This window comes from Fulvivirga ulvae (assembly GCF_021389975.1).
Classification (GTDB): Bacteria; Bacteroidota; Bacteroidia; order Cytophagales; family Cyclobacteriaceae; genus Fulvivirga; species Fulvivirga ulvae.
Genome location: NZ_CP089981.1, coordinates 1,360,337 through 1,382,393 on the forward strand (window position 1 = coordinate 1,360,337; position 22,057 = coordinate 1,382,393).

A 22,057-nucleotide genomic window follows, 5' to 3' on the forward strand; every position below is an offset into this window, starting at 1 on the left:
ATCCTTTGAAAAAGTACACCTCCTTAAGTCTTATTCAAAAAGATTTAAAAGCCGGCTCGGTTACTTGCGCCGAACTTGTAAATTACTACTTAGGCAACATTCATTCAAAAAAACATCTGAATGCTTTTTTGGAGGTTTATGATAATGAAGCCAGACAAAAAGCCCTTGAAGTTGACCAAAAATTAAAAGAGGGTACGGCCGGCAGGCTCGCAGGAATGGTAATAGCTTTAAAGGATGTACTCTGTCATACTGACCATGGGCTTCAGGCTTCCAGTAAAATCCTGAACGGATTTGAGTCTCAGTTTAACGGCACCGCTGTACAGCGTCTGATTGACGAAGATGCTATTATTATAGGCCGCAACAACTGCGATGAATTTGCTATGGGGTCTTCCAATGAAAATTCCGCTTTCGGGCCTGTACTAAATGATGCTGACAACGAACGTGTACCGGGTGGCTCTTCCGGAGGGTCAGCTGTTGCGGTCCAGGCAGATATGTGTCTTGTCTCCCTGGGTTCAGATACAGGAGGTTCAGTGAGGCAACCCGCTGCATTTTGTGGTATACTTGGGCTAAAGCCAACATATTCAAGAATATCAAGGCATGGCCTGATTGCTTACGGCTCTTCATTTGACTGTATAGGTTTATTTTCTAAAAATGTAGAAGATATGGCTATTACGCTGGAGGTAATAGCAGGAAAAGATGAGTTTGACAGTACCGTATCAACCAAACCGGTTGAGGCTTATTCAGTATCCAAGTTTGACTCTTCAAAAAAAATAAAAGTAGCCTACATTAAGGAAACTCTGGAAACTGAAGGGATTAGTGAGGACATAAGATTAAAAACCCGGGAGGCACTTGAGAGGCTCAGGGCCGATGGACACACCATAGAGGCTGTAGACTTTCCATGGCTTGCTTATCTGCTTCCTACATATTATATTCTCACCACTGCCGAAGCAAGTTCGAACCTTTCCAGGTTTGATGGTGTTAAATATGGTTTTAGAAGTCCAAATACTTCTGATCTTGAATCTATGTATAAAAAAACACGTACGGAAGGTTTTGGTGAAGAAGTGAAAAGACGGATAATGCTGGGAACCTTTGTTTTAAGTGCAAGCTATTATGACGCTTACTATACAAAGGCTCAGAAAGTACGAAGAATTATCAGAGAGTATACCAAAGAGATACTTTCTAAATATGATTTCATCATTATGCCAACTACTCCCACCACCGCATTTAAGTTGGGAGAGCATAGTGAAGATCCTTTGGAAATGTATCTTGCTGATTTGTTCACCGTACAATCGTCTGTGTCTGGTCTACCTGCTATATCTATTCCCAATGGAGTGGATGGAGGTGGTTTACCAATCGGCCTGCAAATCATGGCCGATGATTTTCAGGAGAATAAATTGCTAGCGTTTTCAGATTATTTAATCAACCTTAATTGAGACAACTACTACTAATCGCCTTATGCTTTTTTTCACTCAAGAAAAGTGAAGCAAAATTTAATTCGTACGACTCTTTGACAGGTCCTGTCTCTTTATCTGACACTCTGGATAATTATTACTTTCCCGAATCAGATTACGAGTTTATTCCCGCAGATGCGGATTTTGATCTTATTAAGGATAGATTAAGTTGCATAGAAAACGAGATACCCTTACACTACAATAACAGGGTACATGCTTTTGTAAATTATTTTGCCGTAAAGGACAGGGATTATACCAGAATGATTATCAAAAGGAAGAATCTTTATTTTCCATTATTTGAGAAGTATCTGAAAAAATATGGAATTCCTGAAGAACTAAAATATTTATCAATAGTCGAGTCCGGACTTAATCCAACAGCAGTATCAAGAGCCCATGCCGTAGGACTATGGCAGTTTATGTCTTATACAGGCAGGCATTACGGGCTTCATCAGGACTGGTACATTGACGAAAGAATGGATCCTGAAAAATCCACAGAAGCGGCTTGTAAGTACTTAAAACAACTTTACAACATGTTTGGCGACTGGGAGCTTGCCATAGCTGCTTACAATACCGGACCCGGAAATATCAGAAAAGCTATAAGAAAATCAGGGTACAAAAACTCTTTTTGGGAAATATATCCTTATGTACATAGAGAGACACGGGCTTACCTTCCTCAGTTTATAGCCATAGCGTATATTATGAATTACGCACATGAGCATAATTTCATCGAAGAAAATTTAGAGTACAGAATGGAAGCAGACACTATCCACGTTGCAAATTACCTGCATTTTCAAACATTTGCAGATCAGGTTAACATTTGTGTGGAAGATTTACAGATGCTCAATCCCGGATTAAAACGCAGTGTCATTCCCGAAACCAAGAACGGTTATATACTTAAAGTACCGGCAGATATTAAAGAAACCTTCGATGTAAACAGGCTTGCCATACTTGATTCGGCCAGTAAAGTAGGAAGAAAAGAATTAGAGCATTTGGCCGTGAACACTATAGGCACAACTTATGGGCGTGAAAAAATTGTTTACAGAGTTCGCAGTGGTGACGTACTGGGAACTATAGCCGAAAGGTATAATGTAAGGGTTGCTGATATCAGGCAGTGGAACAATTTGAGAGGTAATACCATTCGTATAGGTCAAAGCCTTAACATATGGCAATCTGGAAACTCAGGAACCGTAGCCAGAACAGCAACACCAATTGTCACTTCTCAGGATGGACTCAAGATGTATGTAGTACAACCTGGTGATACTCTTTGGGATATTTCCAGGAAGTTTTCAGAGATCAGCCTTGATGAGCTCAAGAAAATGAACAAGCTGGAAACCAACAATATAAAGCCCGGTCAAAAACTAATCGTTAGCCTTAAGTAAAACTGCTCTCATTTATTTAATTTTAGGGCACCGAGTGACTTTACTGTAAGTTGCCGGTTATTCCTATAAAGAATATACCAATATGAGAAGTATCTTTTCCTTAATAATATTAGTAACAATATTTTATTCCTGCGACAGCAACAGTAGCAGAAAAAGCAAAGGTCTGCTTCCTCCGGCAAGCGGTAAATCAGGAGAAATAATAGTGGTAATGGATTCCTCCAAATGGAAGGGGAAAGTTGGCGAGCAAATAAGAGAAACTTTTAGAGCAGAAGTAGGTGGACTACCGAGAGAAGAGTCCATGTTTAAACTCAATTATGTTGACCCAAGACAACTGAATGACATTCTGAAATCAGTCAGGAACCTATTATTTGTTATGACTATCGATGACAAGAAGCCTGGTTCTCGGGTGGTTCGTAACTACTTTACTAAGTCGTCTATTGATAAAATAAAAGGAGATCCTAACCTTTTTGTTCATACAGCCCGCGACGAATTCGCCAGAGGACAAACAGTGATGTACCTCTTTGGACAAAATGAAAAAATGCTTGTTGACAATATTGAAAAGAATCAAAAGCAACTTCAGGATTTCTTCAATAAAGCGGAAAATAACCGACTCGAAGCGGGACTCTTTAAAGCCAAAGAAGTGGAAGGGCTTACAAAAATGCTCGAAGAAGATCATGAATGCGCCATGCGTATACCCTTTGGATATAAGCTTGTAGTAAACCAACCTGGTTTTGTATGGTTCAGGCAAATTAATGCTGAGAGTGACATGAATTTATTCATCACCTACAGACCATACAAATCAGAAAAGGCTTTTGAAAAAGAAGCTATTATCGACTTGAGAGATTCAATTGCAAGATTCCAATTGTTCGAAGACCCGGCTGCACCGGAAACACATATTATTACAGAAACGAAAGTACCATACATTCCGGTAAAAACAACGCAAGTTAACTTTAATGGCAGCTATGCCGTAGAAATGAGGGGCTTATGGAAAACCAGTAACCTCTCTATGGGAGGCCCATTCATAAGTTACACTCTGGTGGATGAAGAACTGGGCAGACTATACTATATAGAAGGTTTTGTTTACAGCCCGGGTAAAAACCAACGGGAATTTATTCGGGAACTGGAGGTAATCCTGTCCACTTTTAAAACCAAACAGCAGGTGCCAACATCTGGCAGCTAATGATTATTTATTAACTTTATCTTATAAGAACAAGAAGGCTGCTTCAAAACAGTATCACCTGATATAACTATTTTATACAGATTAAAATAGGCAAGCCGGTGACCACCTGACCTGAAGCAGTTTTCTACTTTTAAAGCTAACATACCAACTTATGGCAATTAAAATACGAAAACAAGACGCGCTCAATTATCATTCCCAGAATCAACCTGGGAAAATAGAAGTAGTACCGACTAAATCCCTGAGCTCTCAACTGGACCTTGCCCTGGCGTATTCTCCCGGAGTAGCTGAGCCTTGCAAGGAAATAGCAGCAAATAAAGATGATGTTTATAAGTATACGGCTAAGGGCAATTTAGTGGGGGTCATCTCCAACGGTACTGCGGTGCTCGGTCTTGGAAATATAGGGGCAGAGGCTTCAAAGCCTGTAATGGAAGGTAAAGGAGTACTTTTTAAAAAATTTGCAGGAATTGATGTTTTCGACATTGAAATCAATGAAGAAGATCCGGATAAATTTATTGAGATTGTCAAATCACTGGAACCTACCTTTGGAGGAATAAACCTCGAGGATATAAAGGCCCCGGAAAGCTTTAAGATAGAACAGGAACTTCGGGAAAAAATGAATATCCCGGTGATGCATGATGACCAGCATGGTACCGCCATAATCTCCGCATCTGCACTTCTCAATGCTCTGGAGTTAGTAAACAAAAAAATTGAAGACATTAAGATCGTAGTTAATGGAGCCGGGGCCGCCGCAATAGCATGTACAAAAATTTACATCGCACTCGGTGCGAGAAAAGAGAATATAATCATGTGCGACAGCAAGGGTGTTATAAGCAAAAAGCGAAACAACCTTGATGCTTCAAAAGCAGAATTTGCCATTGAAACCGAGCTTGAAACACTCTCCGAAGCTATTAAAGGATCTGATTTTTTCCTGGGTCTTTCTGTTGCTGATATACTTAAGCCAGAAGATATATTGTCAATGGCCGATGACCCAATTGTTTTTGCATTAGCCAATCCAAGTCCTGAAATAGACTATGAAACCGCCATGAACACCCGTGCTGATATCATAATGGCTACAGGCCGGTCTGATCATCCTAACCAGGTGAACAATGTTTTAGGCTTTCCTTATATTTTCAGAGGAGCACTCGATGTGAGATCTACCTCAATAAATGAGGAAATGAAACTGGCTGCTGTAAGGGCCATTGCCGACCTGGCTAAAGAACCCGTGCCTGACATGGTAAGCAAAGCCTATGGAGATAGTAAGATAATATTTGGAAAAGAGTACCTCATCCCGAAACCTCTCGATCCCAGGCTGATCACAACCATATCACCCGCTGTAGCTAAAGCTGCTATGAATACGGGAGTGGCCAGAATAGAGATAAAAGATTGGGACCAGTATCATATCGAACTTCAGCAAAGGATCGGTATTGATGAGAAATTAATGTCCAGAATCATCAATCGCGCCAAAAAGAACCCACAACGGGTAGTTTTTGCAGAAGCTCATGACCTTAAGATACTTCGGGCAGCCCAAATCATGCAGGATGAAAAAATTGCCCATCCTATTCTGCTAGGTAAGCGGGATGTAATAGAAAAGCTTATTGAAGAGCATAAACTTGAGTTGAATGACTGCTCCATCATTGACACTTATGAAGAAGACGAAAGGGTCGAAAAATTCGCCAGATCCTACTATGAAAAACGTAAGCGAAAAGGTGTGACCTTATATGAAGCTACGAAGTTAATGCGTGAAAGAAATATGTTTGGCAGCATGCTGGTCGAGCATGACGAGGCGGATGCACTTATCTCCGGCCTTACAAAAGACTATCCTAAAACCATACTTCCTGCATTGCAGATCATAGGCATGGAGAAAGATGTAAAAAGGGTGGCAGGCATGTATATTATAGCCAACAAAAAGGGTACATTCTTCTTCTCTGACACTACAGTTAACGTAAATCCTACGGCAGAAGAGCTTGTTGATATCATCGGAATGACAGCCCGTGGTGTGAAATTCTTTGATATTGAACCGCGTGTAGCCGTACTATCTTATTCCAATTTCGGGTCAAGTAAAGGGGAAATCCCTGAGAAGGTCCAGCAGGCAGTCAAACTAGCCAAACAAAAATTTCCTGAGCTTATCATAGACGGCGACATTCAGGCAAATGTGGCCCTGGACACTAAGATTCAACAAAATAATTACCCATTTAGTGAATTAGCTGAAAAAGGTGCAAATACACTTATTTTCCCTAACTTGGCGGCAGGTAATATTGCCTACAAACTGCTAATGGAAATTGGTGGAGCAGAGGCAATAGGCCCAATACTTTTGGGCATGAAAAAGCCTGTTCATATATTACAGCTGGGCAGCTCCGTCAGGGAAATCATTAATATGACCGCTATTGCAGTGGTAGACGCTCAGATATACCATAACAACCTAAAAAATGATCTCGTACCTCAAAGGTAAACTTTCATTCAAAGATCCGACCCACGTGATAATAGACGTCAACGGGGTCGGATATCACGTCAACATATCCCTGGCTACCTACGGAGATATTAAGGATGTCGAAAATATCATGCTACATACTTATTTGCATGTAAAGGAAGATTCCCATACCCTTTATGGATTTTCAAGCACTTCCGAAAAAAAGATGTTCCTTAACCTCATTTCTATTTCTGGCGTTGGGCCAAGCACCGGTTTGATGATACAATCATCATTGACAGCAGGAGAACTTAAACAAGCTATTATAAATGAGGATGTTAAAGTGATCCAGGGTGTGAAAGGCATTGGAGGGAAAACTGCCCAGCGCATTATCTTGGAGCTAAAGGACAAAATCAAAAAAGAAGGGCTTTATCCGGGCGAATCAGAATTAACATCACCTTCACACAATACTATTCGTTCTGAGGCGTTATCCGCGTTGATAACGTTGGGAATTAACAAATCTACAGCGGAAAAAAGTATCGACAGGATCCTGAAAAATTCGGGAAATACGATTACTTTGGAGGAATTAATTAAGCTCACTTTAAAAAACGCGTGATAATACTTACGTTTTGATTTCAAAGAGATTCTATAAATCGCTATCAGCTATTCTATGCGCTTACGTGATTTGCTCTGGATTTACTTACGAAGAAGATCCAAAGAATAAAAGCTTTAGCCTTACAGGTTCTACGAAAAAGTATCTTACAAAGTTGCAACAGCAGGATACTACAAAGCTGGATTCAGCAAAAAACGAGCAATACGAGCCATCAAGAAAGCCTACCTATCAACCTAAAGATCGCCTCGGTGATCCTTTCAGCAATGTTACGAGTCCGTCACCGTTGTTGTTGCAGGATCCGGCCAGCCTTCAGTTAGATGTTGAGATCGATACCGGTATGAATTATACCATTTATGAAAAGATTGGCGATTTAAATTACCGACCTACTTCTTCAATGACTTTTGAAGAATTCAAGCAATACCAGGAAAGACAACAATTAAAAGAATATTGGAAAAACAGGTCTGCAGGGCTAGATGGTGAAAGTGCTGTAAGTGGCAGGAACCTTATACCCCCAATTTATGTAAGCCCTATCTTCGACAGAATTTTCGGTGGCACTTATGTAGAAATCATACCAAGAGGTTTTGTAACCCTGGATTTTGGTGGCAGGTGGCAAAGAATCAATAATCCTAATATCCCAATCAGACAGCAAAGAAGCGGAGGGTTTGAATTTGATCAGCAGATCAGTATGAACGTTGTCGGTAAGATTGGAGAAAAACTGCAGGTGACTGCAAACTTTGATAACAACAATTCTTTTGATTTTGAAAACAACCTTAAAGTAGAATACACCGGGTATGAAGAAGACATACTACAAAAGCTCGAAATTGGTAATGTAAGCCTGCCCCTCAACAACAGTCTGATCACTGGGGCGCAAAACCTGTTCGGAATTAAAGCTCAAATGCAATTTGGTGATCTTTATGTTACCAGCGTGGCCTCCACACAAAGAGGAAAGTCAGAATCGATAACAATAGATGGCGGAGGTGTACAAGGACGTGAATTTGAGATTCGTGCCTCAAACTATGATGAGAACCGACACTTCTTCCTCGGGCACTTCTTTAGAGATAATTATGAAAAATGGCTGAGTAGTATCCCTTTTATAAATTCTGGAGTTAATGTAACCCGTGTAGAAGTTTATGTAGTTAATAGAAACAATGACACCCAGACTCTAAGAAACGTAGTTGGTCTTATGGATTTAGCTGAGCCTAATGCTGCAAATATTTACAGAGATGCTGTAGTTTCTCCAACAGCAGGAGCAGTGGCCAACTATAATGGAGCAAACACACTATACCAGCAACTGCTGGGGCTAAACAATAGAAATGCTGATGATATAACGTCAGAACTGGAAGGACTTTTTGGAGAACAGTCAAACGGATTAGATTTTGAAAAAATCAGTAGTGCTCGCAAATTGGCTCCAAATGAGTATGTGATTAACCCACGTTTGGGATACATTACACTTTTTAGAAAATTACAAAACGACGAAGCACTGGCGGTGGCCTACGAGTATACCTATGATGGCCGAAGCTATAAAGTAGGTGAACTTTCGGAAGATTATTCCAATCTCAACGAAGACCAGGTTGTGTTCCTGAAATTGCTAAGACCCCGAAAAATCAACATTACCGATGCCCAGAATAACAGGGTACCTACATGGGACCTGATGATGAAGAATATTTATAATCTTAATGGTACCAACATCGCAGAAGAGGGCTTCCAGTTGCGCGTAATATATCGTGATGACAATACTGGTATTGATAACCCGCAGCTTCAGCAAGGTGTTACTGCCAGCACAAAGCCCTTAATAGAAATCCTGGGTTTAGACAGGCTTAATCAGAATGAAGATCCTTCCAGAGATGGTAACTTTGACTATGTGGCAGGCATCACTATTGAACCGGAGTCAGGTTTGATAATTTTCCCCTTCCTACAACCCTTCGATGATCCCTTACGCAACGAATTTCAACCCCAGGAACAATCTTTGGTAGAGAAATATGTGTATGAAGAACTATACAGTAAAACCAAGAATGACGCCGAACTGGTCTCAAGTAAAAACAAATATGTAATTGTCGGGCGATTTCAGGCTGGTTCAACTAATGAGATTGTTATTCCCGGCTTCAACATAGCGGAAGGTTCTGTAAGGGTTTATGCCGGAGGGTCGCCATTGCAGGAAGGCGTGGACTATCAGGTTGACTATACATTTGGAAAAGTAAACATCATCAATGAAGGTGTTCTTAATTCCGGCAAGCAGTTGACCATTTCATATGAAAAAGCTGACCTGTTTAACTTTCAATCCAGAACACTTTTGGGAACGCGGCTTGACTACAAGGTAGATGATGATATTACCCTTGGAGCTACATTGCTACACCTGAATGAACGGCCATTAATATCACGAATAAGCGTTGGTAACGAACCCACCAGAAATACAAAATATGGTTTTGATATTAACGTGAGGAAAGATTCACGCTTTCTCACAAAGATGCTCGATAAACTGCCGCTAATACAAACCAAAGAACCTTCAAGTGTCACTTTCAACGCTGAATTTGCGCAGCTTATTCCGGGAACGTCGAATGTAGTTGATGGTGAAGGCACTTCCTATATTGATGATTTCGAGAATACTGCTACCCCCTTTGCACTAGGTAACCCTAACAGTTGGAAACTAGCTGCTACCCCAAGAACTACGGACAACAGATTCAATGGAAGGAGTTCCGACCTGGAATATGGATATAAAAGGGCAAAGTTTGCCTGGTATCAGGTCGATAACCTTTTTTATAGAGGAGACAGGAGAAAACCTGACGGAATTTCTGATGAAGACCTTAAGAACCATTACGTAAGACAGGTGGCTCCACAGGAAATCTTCCCTAATCTGGACCCGAACGTTATAAATATTCAGCCTGTTTTTGACATAGCTTTTTATCCTTCTGAAAGGGGCCAGTATAATTTAAATCCAGCAGTAGCAGGTTCTGATGGGATTTTTACAAACCCCAGCGATATAAGAGCAAACTGGGGAGGTATGACCAATGCTATTCGATCGGAAGTAGATTTTGATAAATCAAATGTAGAATATATTGAATTTTGGTTGATGGATCCCTTCATCAACTCTCCCTATGGTAGTATAGATGATGGACGGGGAAATAATAAACCCAATACTACAGGTGGGGATCTTTACTTCAACCTCGGGTCTATTTCAGAAGATTTAATACCGGATGGAAAACATGCATTTGAAAATGGGCTCCCTGCAGATGGTTTTGATGTCAATAACCCAACAGGAGCAAAGGAAAGCCTGCCTTGGGGTTTCATTACCACACAGCAATACCTGACTAATGCATTTGATAATTCCGAATCATCAAGATCAAATCAGGATGTCGGCTTTGATGGTTTAGCTAATGAAGAAGAAAAAATCTACGGCCCCTTCCAGGCTTTTGCAAACTTCCCTGACCCAACAGCAGATGATTTTAATTATTTCCTCGGGGACGAGCTGGATGCCAAAGATGCCGGAATTCTCGAGCGATATAAAAACTTCAACGGAGTAGAAAACAACTCCCCTGTTGTTACAAATAACACCGGCCTTTATACTCCCTCTGCTACTACTATTCCCGATAACGAAGATCTTAACAATGACAATACGCTAAATGAATTAGAGGAATATTATGAATATAAAATTGATTTAGACCCAAATCAGTTAGAAACCCATGAATATGTGGTGGATAAAGTTAGCCAGCAAATAAACGGGGATGAAGTAACCTGGTACTTGTTCAGAATACCCATCAGGCAACCCGATGCCACTTTTGGTGGAATATCAGGTTTCAAATCAATTAAGTATTTAAGGACTTACCTTACTAATTTTTCGGAGCCTGTTGTACTTAGAATGGTTAACTTTCGCTTTGTTGCAAGCCGGTGGAGGAGATATGATAACTCTTTGGCTGACCCTAAATTCAACCAGGTCAATGAAGCCGAAGATTTTACAAACCTTACTGTTTCAGTGGTAAATATTGAAGAGAATGGTGCCGGTAGCGAAACTTTGTCACCGTATGTATTGCCCCCGGGCTTCGACCGGGATCGTGACAATACATCATCTGTTGAGAGACGGTTAAACGAGCAATCACTTCAAGTATGTGTTGAGGATCTTGAAGATGGGAATGCCCGAGCCGTATACAAACAGGTAGCACTTGACCTGATTAACTACGGCAGGATCAAAATGTTTTTACATGCAGATAGCCAGGATGCAGAAGATGATGAAGTTACGGCATTCTTAAGGCTGGGGTCAGATGTGGATTCAAACTATTATGAAATAGAAGTACCATTAAAGATTACGCCACAAGGAGCAATGTTGGCCGAGGATATCTGGCCTGCGGTAAATGAAATAGATATAGATATTGAAGCCCTATATGCATTAAAATCAGAGCGTGACAGAGAAAATATATCAAAAAGAGAGCTTTTCCCGCTTAGTGGTGCTAAGGAAGTTGGTAACAACCGCATCAGACTACGAGGTAACCCTGACATGAGCGCTGTTACCTGGCTCACAATAGGTGTTAGAAATCCACGCTCTGATGGTGCTGCTAAATCGGTGTGCATCTGGGCCAACGAACTAAGGGTGACCGACTTTGACAGAACCAAAGGCTGGGCTGCAAATGCCACACTAAATACTAAACTCGCAGATTTTGCCAACATTACGGCTACAGCAAGGCATACCACCTTCGGCTTTGGAGGCATACAATCGAAGATTGCTGAGCGTACCCGGGAGGAAACTACATCTTATGATGTTTCTGCTAATGTTACACTTGATAAATTACTGCCTGAGCAGCTGGGCTTAAAGATCCCAATGTATGTGAGTTACGAGAAAACCACTATTAAACCAAAATTTGATCCTGCTAATCCGGATATTACACTAGATGCAACCCTCCAATCATTAGAAACCGAGGAAGAAAGAAGAGAATACGAAGATAAAGTGACGGATGAAACCACAAGAAGGAGTATCAACTTTACCAATGTTCGTAAAGTAAAGGTTAAGCCTGATGCAAAAAAACATATTTATGATGTTGAAAACCTGTCCTTCACCTATGCTTACAGTGAAATGATCCGGACAAACTTCAACTTACAACAACAGCTTCAGGAAAATCATAATGCTGCTGTAGCTTATAATTACAGTCCCCAGGTACTCCCCTGGGAGCCTTTCAAAGATATTAAATTCCTCAAATCACCATTTTTGAAATTGATCAAAGACTTCAATTTTACTCCGGTTCCCACTAATATTTCGGTAAGAGGTGAATTAAGAAGGGAATTTAGGAAAACAGTGTATCGCAATAATCCGGATGTTTACAATAGTGATCTTGTAAACATGGAGAAGTATTTTACCTTTAACCGTACTTATAATTTACAGTGGGACATTACAAAGAGCCTTTCGCTTGATTACAACGCCCGGGCCAACGCTATTATTGATGAGCCTGATAGTGACCCCAGAGGAGGTAATAGTCTGAGTACAAATGAATATATAACTGCTGATCAGTACAGGGACTCTGTAATGACCAACCTAAAAAATCTGGGTAGGATGAAAAATTTCGACCAGACGGTCAGCGCCAATTATCGGTTACCCCTGGATAAATTGCCTATCACTGACTGGACAAGTGCAGAATATAGATATCAGGCCGGCTATTCGTGGGCTGCGGGACCGATTAACAGGCCGGATAGCCTGGATTTTGGAAATACTATTCAAAACAGTCGGGACAATACTGTGAGTGGAAAAATAGACCTGGTTAAGTTGTATAATAAAATAAACTTCCTGAAAGAAATCAATTCTCCCTCAAGAAGTACAAGAAGGAGCTCATTGAGACAAACCACGCCGCAGGATACGACTCAACAAGCCTCAAAGGCTGAGAACAAAGGCGTGAAAGGATTCTTCAGATTCTTAATGTCTGTAAGATCTATTAACGCCACTTATACACTTAGGGAGGGTACATTAATACCAGGTTTCATGCCACGAGCTTTCCTTTTTGGTATGGATAGCAGCTGGAACGAACCGGGTCTTCCTTTTATTCTTGGCTCACAGGACCCGGATATTCGATTTGAACTTCAAAAGGCGGGAGCTTTAACTACCAACAATGAATTGACTGCTCCTTTTACCCAAACTAAAACAGAGGATTACAACATCAGAGCTAACGTTGAGCCTTTGAGAGATTTGAAGGTACAGTTAGACGTGAGAAAAACAAAGAGTTCATCATATGAAGAAATATTCAGGAATGAAGCCCTTGATGGAGAAGAACCATTTTTCATGTCGCTGAACCCGAGTAGATCCGGCGCATATTCCGTCTCATTTATGACAATAAGAACAGCGTTTAGCCGGGATGATGACGACAATAATTCTGAAATATTTCAGGATTTTGAAACCAACAGGTTTGATATTCTTAGCAGATTTAATGAAAAGACAGGCATAGTATATGACACCAATTCTCAGGATGTAATTATCCCTGCCTTTATCGCAGCTTACACCGGTAAAAATGTAAATGATGTAAGCTTAAGCCCATTTCCGGCTACACCACTACCCAATTGGAGAGTCGACTACACCGGATTGAGTCGCGTTCCGGCACTTCAGAAGATTTTTCAATCGGTAGCAATTACTCACGGATATCAATCAAATTACACTGTCTCGAACTATAGTAATTCGTTAGACTATACCGAAGGGCTGGAATTGGATCGCAATATAGAGCGCTATAACGATTCTGAATTTGGCAGTTTAAACAGTGAAGGCAGGCTTATACCCATCTACATCATTAGTCAGGTAATGATAAGTGAACAATTTTCTCCGCTAATTGGTGTTAATGTCAGAACAAAAAGTAGGCTTACGGCAAAAGTGGAGTACAAAACAAAACGCGATGTGGCCTTAAATATCACAAATGCTCAGGTAACCGAAGTCAGGAGCAATGACATTGTTCTCGAAGTTGGATTTACAAAAGCTAACTTTAAGCTTCCGTTTAAATCGCAGGGACGGGTTGTTTCATTAAAGAATGACCTTACGTTCAGAATGAATTTTACTATTAGAGATACGGAAACCATTCAAAGAAAGATCAACGAAGTAAATACTATCACTAATGGTGGTCTCAATATTCAATTAAGACCTAACATCAGTTATGTATTGAATGAGAAGCTTAACCTGCAGTTTTATTTTGAGCGCAATATTAATGAACCCAAAATATCGAATTCTTACAGACGGGCAACAACCAGATTGGGAGTTCAGATACGCTTTAGTTTAGCTCAATAAAATTTCTGCATTTGGAAAAAGAATGTATTTTTGAGCCAAAATTTAATAAAAAAGATATGAACATTCCGAACGAACTAAAGTACACAAAGGATCACGAATGGGTAAAAATTGATGGCGATATAGCCACTGTAGGTATTACCGATTTTGCACAGGGAGAACTTGGCGATATAGTGTATGTTGAGATTGAAACCGAAGGAGAAGATGTAGAAAGAGGAGAAGTTTTTGGTACTGTTGAAGCTGTAAAAACTGTATCCGATCTATTTATGCCACTCAGCGGCACCGTAGAAGAGGTAAATTCCGAACTGGAATCAGCGCCGGAAGTGGTAAACGAAGATCCCTATGAAAAAGGATGGATGATCAAAATCAAGATGTCAGATCAATCAGAGATTGATGATTTATTAAGTGCAGATGCCTACAAAGAAGTTATAGGCGGTTAAATTTAATGAATAAATACCTGATAGGATCGATACTTTGGGCGATCTTAATTCTGATCCTTACCCTAACCCCAGGCAAATCTGTTCCGGACCTATCTATTTTTTCATATGATAAATTAGGTCATGGATTTGTTTTTTTTGTTCTCGCATTTTTGCTGATTAGCGGACTGTATGAGAACCTGAAGGATTCGATAAAAAGAAAAAATGCGATCTATATCGGAATGCTTGTAGCGGCAACTTATGGTTTTTTGATCGAAGCGGCACAGAGTATTATACCTGACAGGTCCATGGAGGCATATGATGCGGTGGCCAATATCGCCGGATCTTTTTTAGGATTATTGCTGTTTAATATACGTAATAAGTTAAAAGCTTGATTGAAAATTAATTAAGTTTTGTATATTTGAAAACACGACTCATTTTGATTTTAAATAAAGAGTACATTAATAATGGAAGCTAAAAAGACAGAAAAAGCTAACCTAAGCAGGAAAACTGGTCTTTTCTTCAATATTGGTTTGCTAGTCACCATGTGTCTGGTGGTGCTGGCCTTCGAATGGAAGAACTATGATGATGGTGACCTAGTTGACCTTGGACAGGTTCAAGATGATTTTGAGGACTTGCTGGAAATACCACCAACAGAACAGCCACCTCCACCTCCACCAAAGATTCAGCAGCCTGAAATTATAGAGGTTCCTGATGAAGAAGAAATTGAAGAAGAGATTGAGGTAGACCTTGATGTGGAAATTACAGAAGAAGAAGTAATCGAGGACATAGTAATTGAAGAAGCTCCGGAAGAAGAGGTTGCCGAAGAAGTTTTCATGATTGTGGAAGACCCTGCAACACCTCCTGGAGGCTATGAAGCATTTTATAAATATGTAGCCGATAAATTAAAATATCCTGCACAAGCCAGACGTATGGGTATTGAAGGTAAGGTATATGTTCAGTTCGTTGTGGATAAAGATGGTTCCCTTACCGAAGTACAAGCTGTAAAGGGCATTGGGGCCGGTTGTGATGAAGAAGCTGTAAGAGTAATTAAAGGCGCTCCGAAGTGGAGTCCTCCGAAGCAAAGAGGTAAACCGGTAAAACAAAGAATTATATTACCGATTACTTTTAAACTAGGATAATAAAAAGCCCGGCTCTAAAAAGTCGGGTTTCTTTTTGTTATATATAACTAATTTCTTAGTTTTATAACTAATTAATTAGTTACTACGATTGAACCTAAAAAGTATAAACATGCTGATGTTCATAAGTTGTCAGGCTTAAGCTTTAGCATTGGCCTGTTTATGGCTATAGGGACAGTTTTGATAGCCTTTGAATGGAAAAGTTACAATGCCACTCCACTGGTAGATCTCGGACATATGCAAGACGACTTCGAAGACCTTCTGGACATTCCTCCTACAGAGCAACCCCCTCCACCACCTCCACGAATCAAGCTACCGGAAATTATCGAAATCCCAAACGAAGAGGAAATAATACAAGAGATAGAGGTAGATCTTGACATAGAAATTACAGAAGAGGAGATTATAGAGGAGTTCTTGTTCGAAGAGGCTCCTGAAGAAGAGTTCCCTGATCAAATTTTTCAAATTGTTGAAGAGCCTGCTACCCCTAAAGGTGGTTTTGAAGCATTTTATAAATATGTAAGTCAGTCAATGAGATACCCGGCCCAGGCAAGAAGAATGGGAATAGAAGGGCGCGTATTTGTCCAGTTTGTAGTGACACCCGACGGCAGCATATCAGATGTACAGATAGCAAGGGGAATCGGAGTCGGTTGTGATGAAGAAGCTAAGCGTATTATCGAAAATGCTCCTCTCTGGAATCCTCCAAGACAACGCGGCGTACCTGTTAGCCAGAGAATTATGATTCAAATAGTATTCGGACTTAACTAAATCTACATTATAAAACAAACCCTGCACCCAGCCCCAATAATATAATAATCGGAGCAGGGATCCTGGTGAACACAAGCACCGCAAGCGTCCCTGCGGTTATTAGTATATTCTGAACATTAGGCTCTAAAGGCAGAAACATCAGTACAGCAGCTGCTATAACCATTCCCGAGCTGGCGGCATTAATACCTTCCAACGAAGCCTTAACTATTCGGTACTTCTTTAAACCTTCCCAAAATCTGATCACAAAAAATATTAAAAAGGTGCCTGGAAGAAAAATACCTATTGAAGCTACTAAAGCCCCAAGTACCTGGCCTCCTATGCCAAATCCCCGCATAGATAGTGCCCCGATATAAGCACAGAATGAGAACACCGGGCCTGGGACTGATTGTACCAGCGCATAGCCTGTTAAAAACTCTTCAGAAGTCAAATAGCGCTTAAACTCAACAAATTCTGTATACAGAAGTGGTATTAGTACCTGACCTCCTCCGAAGATAAGACTTCCACTTCGATAAAAATTCTCCAATAGCCTTACGGGAAGATACCTTGTGAGTCCACCCAATGTAGCTATGAATACAAAAAATCCAGCCCACAAGATAAAATTTGCCCATTGTATTTTTATCCGATCTTTCTCTTCTATCGGTTGTGCTTTATATTTAAATGCAGTAAAAGCGCCACCGGCCAATATCAAAACTGGAAAAACAAAAGGTGACTTAAAAAGAAATGAACCGATAGCAGAAAGGATCAGAATCACAACCGCTGTTTTTGTTTTAATGACTTTCTGACTTATTCTTAAACCTGCATAACTCACAAAGCCAACAGCCATAGGCTGAATGAATTTAGTAAACTCAATGGACATATTGCGGGATTGCAAATGGCTCATAGTAATTCCTGCAATAGTCATCAACGTGACTGCAGGTATCATCCAAACCAACAAAGTAAGGTAAGCCAGATTGGGTCCACCTATCCTAAAACCTATAGCCGTGACGGTTTGCGTTGAAGTGGGCCCAGGAAGTATCTGACACAGGGCATTAAGCTCTATAAGATCCTCTTCGGACAAATATCGCCTCTTGGTAACCATAAGGTCAAACATAAGGGCAATATGGGCTTGAGGGCCGCCAAAAGCGCTTAATGCCAGTATCAATACGTCTTTCAGGAAGATGTAATATCGTACCCTTTTAATCAAAGTCAGGCTATTTCTTAAGACCGATCTCCGCTAATCTTTGATCTAGGAACTGTCCTGCAGTAATATCTTCAAACTGTTTGGGGTGCTCTGAATCAATACAATTCTCCAGGCACGTCAAATCCATTTCAGACCTTGGGTGCATAAAGAACGGAATCGAATATCTCGATGTTCTCATTTGATCCTTAGGAGGATTAACAACTCTGTGTATTGTTGATTTAAGCTTTTTGTTGGTAAGACGCTCCAACATGTCTCCAACATTCACTACTAATTGTTCGGGAAGCGCTGTAATAGGAATCCACTTGCCATCTCTTCGCAATACCTGAAGTCCATCAGCACTTGCCCCCATAAGCAGAGTAATTAAATTAATATCACCGTGTTCAGCTGCTCTCACAGCATCGTCGGGAACAGCTTCAGGATTCTCAATAGGAAAATAATGAATAGGTCGTAAGATGCTATTTCCATTTTTCACCCTACCATCAAAATAGTTCTCATCAAGGCCAAGGTATAAAGCAATTGCCTTTAACATTTCAATACCTGTTTTTTCAAGTCGTCTGTACACTTCAAGCCCTACAGTCTTCAACTCCGGTACTTCATCTACCCACACGTTGTCAGGGTATTCTTCCTTGATAGGATCATTGTCAGTCACTTCTTGTCCTATGTGGTAAAATTCTTTTAAGTCACCAGTCTTTCTTCCTTTAGCATGCTCTTTTCCTTTGCCAATATAACCTCGCTGGCCTGCGAGGCCTTCTATTTCATACTTTTGCTTAACATCATCAGGCAAGGAGAAAAACTTTTGGATTGCTGCATATAACTTCTTTGAAAGTTCTTCGGTCAGGTAATGGTTCTTAATCGCAACAAAACCAATATTATTATAAGCCTCTCCTAAGTCATTTACGAATTTACTCCTGCGGGCCTCATCATCACTATTAAAATCTGCAAGGTCAAGTGATGGTACTTCATCATATAATATATCACTCATAAATTAGCTTTTTAATTACTAATGCTAAATTAAATGAATTAATTTAAATAAAGCTACACTGAGTGGTTATACACTACTTCTTTAGCAGGATAAATTCATGCCTGTTTATCCTTCTGACCATTTCTACAATTTTTTCCAGGTTAGGAACATCAAAAATGAGTATCATTGGAATATCAGCATGATTACGGCTTGCTTTAAAAACAGTGTTCACCGTGAACAAAACAGGTCTTGTAAGATCCAGGTCAAGCAATAGCTCTTCTTCCCGAATTGTATCTCTGTATACCGGAGCACTGGGCACGCATCCGTAAATATTAATATTTAAAATATCAGCCAGGTAGCTGACCAATGTTCCGGTTACTATATTACTTATTTCTAATAGCAGAGACTCCCGCATGCTTTTGGTTACATTCTCAGTATTGAGGCAGGCCCTTTCAAACATCTGTATCTGCCGTTTTGAAAATATAATGAGGCTGTGGGCATATATATCTCCTTTTATTTCAGACTGAATAATTATCTCTACCTCACGATCATCAAACAGCTCTTTTAGTGCTGTCTCTTTGTCAACTGCATATAGACTGGGCACATTAATAATAACTTCCTCTTTTGATAGCTTGGCAAACGAATCTCCCGCCTTTGCCAATATAATATTCATTAGCTCGCGGAGTATATCCTTTTCCAAATCTGTCATAGTATCTGTGGGCATGAGTGGCGCTAGTGTAATTGTACTTTATTATCTTTTTGTTCATAGGCTTTGGAGGTACCTGCAACATCCAGAACATAACAGACTTCTCCTGAGCCCAAAAGTGTTATACCGCTAAATAACGTATTATCATCAAGTGGATTTTGTAATGGCTTAATCATAATCTCCTGCTGACGAAGCAGTTGATCTACAACAAGACCATATTTTTTATTATTATACCAAACCACTATCACATCCATTACCTCTCTTTTCAAATTAATATGACTTGAATAGTCAAGTTCTTTGAAAAGAAAATCGTGCAGATAAATGAGTTCAATCATTTCATTTTTATGCTCTAAAACCAGTACTTCTCCAACATTATGGATCATATCTCGCGAAACTGTAACTACAACATGAATATTGAGCAGTGGCAAAGCAAAATTATTATCACTTACCTTAAAAAGCAGAGCGGCTTTCACTGCCATGGAAATAGGGAGAGACATAATGAATCGTGTACCTTCACCCACTTTTGATTCTATTCTTAAATCACCACCAATTGAATCTATTACCCTCTTTACAATATCAAGCCCCACACCTCTTCCTGCATATTCTGTTACCTTATCAGCCATTGAAAAACCAGGAACAAACAAAAGCCCAAGAGTCTCCCTTTCACCCAGACCACGAGCCCTGGACTGGGAAATAATATCCTTTTTAATGGCCTTTGCTTTAATAGCTTTGGTATCTATTCCCCTGCCATCATCAGAAATAGAAATAAAAACAAGTCCTTTTTCGCTGATGGCGGAAATTTCCACTTTACCCTCTTCAGACTTCTTCCTTTTTATCCGTTCATCCGGGTCCTCAATACCATGAATAATAGCATTTCTTATTAAATGGATCATGATGTCTGAAATTACTTTCAGTACATTTCTATCTATAGTGGTGTCTGTACCGGTTATACTCAGGTTAACTTTCTTGTTTTCATCAGATGCAATATCCCGTATGACCTTAGGAAACTTGTTAAACAAAGAAGACACCGTAACAAGCCGCGCTGTCATTACCGTCTCCTGAATACTGTCGGCGATGCGAGAGAGGCTTTGCGTAATATGCTTCATTTGCTGATTTTCACTCAGTTCCGCAAAATTAATCAGGTGATCACGGCTTATGATAAGTTCACCAACAAGATTAAGCAAATCATCAAGTTTTCTAACTGGTATGGACACTGAGTCTGACAAATGAAGCTTTTTAGAAATAAAGGAGGAAGTATGCTCCTGAGATGCTTCTGCAGGTACTTCTCCTTTTACAACCAGATCATTTAGGTCAGCCAATAACTCATCATTATGAATTTGGCGTTGAGATTTACCAATATTATTTATCAGATAGCCGAGATAATCAATTGCCTTAAAAATGAGATTTACCTTGTTACCCTCAAAAACCAACTCACCTGTCCTTATTGAACTAAAAACATTTTCCAGACAATGCGACAGTTCAGCAATTGCATCAAGATCCATAGTAGACGCATTGGCCTTCATATTATGTAAAAGCCTGAATATCTCATCCACTATATTTTCATTGCCAGGATCCTTTTCCAATTTTACAATATCGGTGGATATCTGATCATAGCTCTGCTGTGCCTCTGCCAAAAATATAACCCGATATTCCTTATCCCGATCATTCATTTACATCACTTTTGCTTAGCACCTCTTCGATAACTTCAATGACCTTAGCCTCCTCGAAAGGTTTTGTTATGTAGGCATCAGCGCCAATTTCTATAGCCTGATCAATGATACTGGTTTGGCCCACAGCGCTTACCACTACCACAGCCTTTTCCGGATACCCCTTTTTTAATGGACTTTAAAACATCCAAACCTGAATTATCCGGTAAGATCAAGTCCAGGGTTACAAGATCAAGTTCATAGCGACTTTTATCTACACTCTTTATGGCATCCTGACCACTGGCCGCTTCATCAATTACTTTATACCCTGCATCCTCCAGGATATTCCTAAGAATGGTTCTCATATAATATGAGTCATCAACCACTAAAATATTCTTGCTCATTACTTATTAAATTTAGTTACAATCCTTTTTTATCTCACCGACGAAACTTCCTGTATTTCCTTTTTGGAAAGCACTTTTAATATATCAAGCAGCACAACCAGATTGCCATCGCCGAGTTTTCCCAGACCGGTTATATATTTATTTTTAAATTTTGCTTTTTCTATTACATCTGCCGATCTATCTATTTGCGATTCATTCAAAACCAGCGTATTAGGCATTTCCTTTACAATAAACCCAATTGTATAAGTATCAGCATCAATAACCATGGTGTAGGTTTCCGGCTCACTAACATCCTTAACTTTTAATGATGACGATTTCAGACCAAACCTCTCTTCAAGGTCTACTATAGCGATAAGGTCACCTCGTACATTAGCAACTCCTTTTATAAAAAAGGGGGTTCGGGGCATTTTAGATACTTTTGGAGTTATTGTTACCTCTTTTACATATTCGATATTTACTGCATAATCGCCTCCGGCCAATTTAAAAGTGACAAATTGATACAGTTTATCGTTGCGCACAGGTTGTCCAAGATTATTACCGGAAGCGCTTTTATCTGAATGTTTCATAACATATTCT

16 protein-coding genes are annotated in these 22,057 nt (G+C 40.0%); 10 read left to right on the forward strand and 6 right to left on the reverse strand.

All coding sequences use genetic code 11. From position 1 onward, the window contains the following. Positions 1-5: 5 nt before the first annotated feature. From gatA to LVD17_RS05775, 10 genes are all read left to right on the forward strand, one after another. A complete protein-coding gene (gene gatA / locus LVD17_RS05730) occupies positions 6-1,433 on the forward strand; it encodes an Asp-tRNA(Asn)/Glu-tRNA(Gln) amidotransferase subunit GatA (RefSeq protein ID WP_233765355.1) in 1,428 nt (475 codons plus the stop codon). Beyond that, positions 1,430-2,830: a lytic transglycosylase domain-containing protein gene (locus tag LVD17_RS05735; RefSeq protein WP_233765357.1), complete on the forward strand. Its 1,401-nt coding sequence runs from the start codon at positions 1,430-1,432 to the stop codon at positions 2,828-2,830. Before gatA ends, LVD17_RS05735 begins: the two co-directional genes overlap by 4 nt. An 82-nt stretch (positions 2,831-2,912) precedes the next feature. Further along, the gene (locus LVD17_RS05740) at positions 2,913-4,010 is read left to right on the forward strand and encodes a DUF4837 family protein (protein WP_233765359.1); all 1,098 of its coding nucleotides are present in this window, start codon (positions 2,913-2,915) and stop codon (positions 4,008-4,010) included. Between the two features lie 151 nt (positions 4,011-4,161). Beyond that, positions 4,162-6,459 carry an NADP-dependent malic enzyme gene (locus LVD17_RS05745; RefSeq protein ID WP_233765361.1) on the forward strand — a complete coding sequence of 766 codons (2,298 nt, stop codon included), beginning with the start codon at positions 4,162-4,164 and terminating at the stop codon, positions 6,457-6,459. Beyond that, positions 6,437-7,030: a Holliday junction branch migration protein RuvA gene (gene ruvA, locus LVD17_RS05750; protein ID WP_233765362.1), complete on the forward strand. Its 594-nt coding sequence runs from the start codon at positions 6,437-6,439 to the stop codon at positions 7,028-7,030. The genes LVD17_RS05745 and ruvA overlap by 23 nt, the downstream gene beginning before the upstream one ends. Positions 7,031-7,043: 13 nt before the next feature. After that, a complete protein-coding gene (gene sov / locus LVD17_RS05755; protein WP_233765363.1) occupies positions 7,044-14,267 on the forward strand; it encodes a T9SS outer membrane translocon Sov/SprA in 7,224 nt (2,407 codons plus the stop codon). Positions 14,268-14,323: 56 nt separating this feature from the next. Then, positions 14,324-14,704 (forward strand): glycine cleavage system protein GcvH, encoded by a 381-nt coding sequence (gene gcvH / locus LVD17_RS05760; protein WP_233765364.1) that lies wholly within the window; start codon positions 14,324-14,326, stop codon positions 14,702-14,704. A gap of 5 nt (positions 14,705-14,709) precedes the next feature. Continuing rightward, the gene (locus tag LVD17_RS05765) at positions 14,710-15,075 is read left to right on the forward strand and encodes a VanZ family protein (RefSeq protein ID WP_233765365.1); all 366 of its coding nucleotides are present in this window, start codon (positions 14,710-14,712) and stop codon (positions 15,073-15,075) included. A gap of 72 nt (positions 15,076-15,147) precedes the next feature. Next, positions 15,148-15,822: an energy transducer TonB gene (locus tag LVD17_RS05770; RefSeq protein WP_233765366.1), complete on the forward strand. Its 675-nt coding sequence runs from the start codon at positions 15,148-15,150 to the stop codon at positions 15,820-15,822. Positions 15,823-15,909: 87 nt separating this feature from the next. Then, the gene (locus LVD17_RS05775; RefSeq protein WP_233767934.1) at positions 15,910-16,584 is read left to right on the forward strand and encodes an energy transducer TonB; all 675 of its coding nucleotides are present in this window, start codon (positions 15,910-15,912) and stop codon (positions 16,582-16,584) included. 7 nt (positions 16,585-16,591) lie between these two features. Here the strand turns inward: LVD17_RS05775 and chrA are convergent, their stop codons facing one another. From chrA to LVD17_RS05805, 6 genes are all read right to left on the reverse strand, one after another. Then, entirely contained in the window at positions 16,592-17,767 is a 1,176-nt protein-coding gene (chrA, locus tag LVD17_RS05780) for a chromate efflux transporter (protein ID WP_233765367.1), read from the reverse strand. A 7-nt stretch (positions 17,768-17,774) separates the two neighbouring features. Then, positions 17,775-18,746: an isopenicillin N synthase family dioxygenase gene (locus LVD17_RS05785; RefSeq protein WP_233765368.1), complete on the reverse strand. Its 972-nt coding sequence runs from the start codon at positions 18,744-18,746 to the stop codon at positions 17,775-17,777. Between the two features lie 73 nt (positions 18,747-18,819). Then, positions 18,820-19,434: a chemotaxis protein CheC gene (locus LVD17_RS05790; RefSeq protein ID WP_233765369.1), complete on the reverse strand. Its 615-nt coding sequence runs from the start codon at positions 19,432-19,434 to the stop codon at positions 18,820-18,822. A 23-nt stretch (positions 19,435-19,457) separates the two neighbouring features. Then, positions 19,458-21,101: a chemotaxis protein CheA gene (locus LVD17_RS05795; RefSeq protein WP_233765371.1), complete on the reverse strand. Its 1,644-nt coding sequence runs from the start codon at positions 21,099-21,101 to the stop codon at positions 19,458-19,460. 101 nt (positions 21,102-21,202) lie between these two features. Beyond that, positions 21,203-21,481 (reverse strand): response regulator, encoded by a 279-nt coding sequence (locus tag LVD17_RS05800; protein WP_233765373.1) that lies wholly within the window; start codon positions 21,479-21,481, stop codon positions 21,203-21,205. 29 nt (positions 21,482-21,510) lie between these two features. Continuing rightward, on the reverse strand, positions 21,511-22,047 hold the full coding sequence (locus tag LVD17_RS05805; protein WP_233765374.1) for a chemotaxis protein CheW: 537 nt from the start codon (positions 22,045-22,047) through the stop codon (positions 21,511-21,513). Positions 22,048-22,057: the final 10 nt, after the last annotated feature.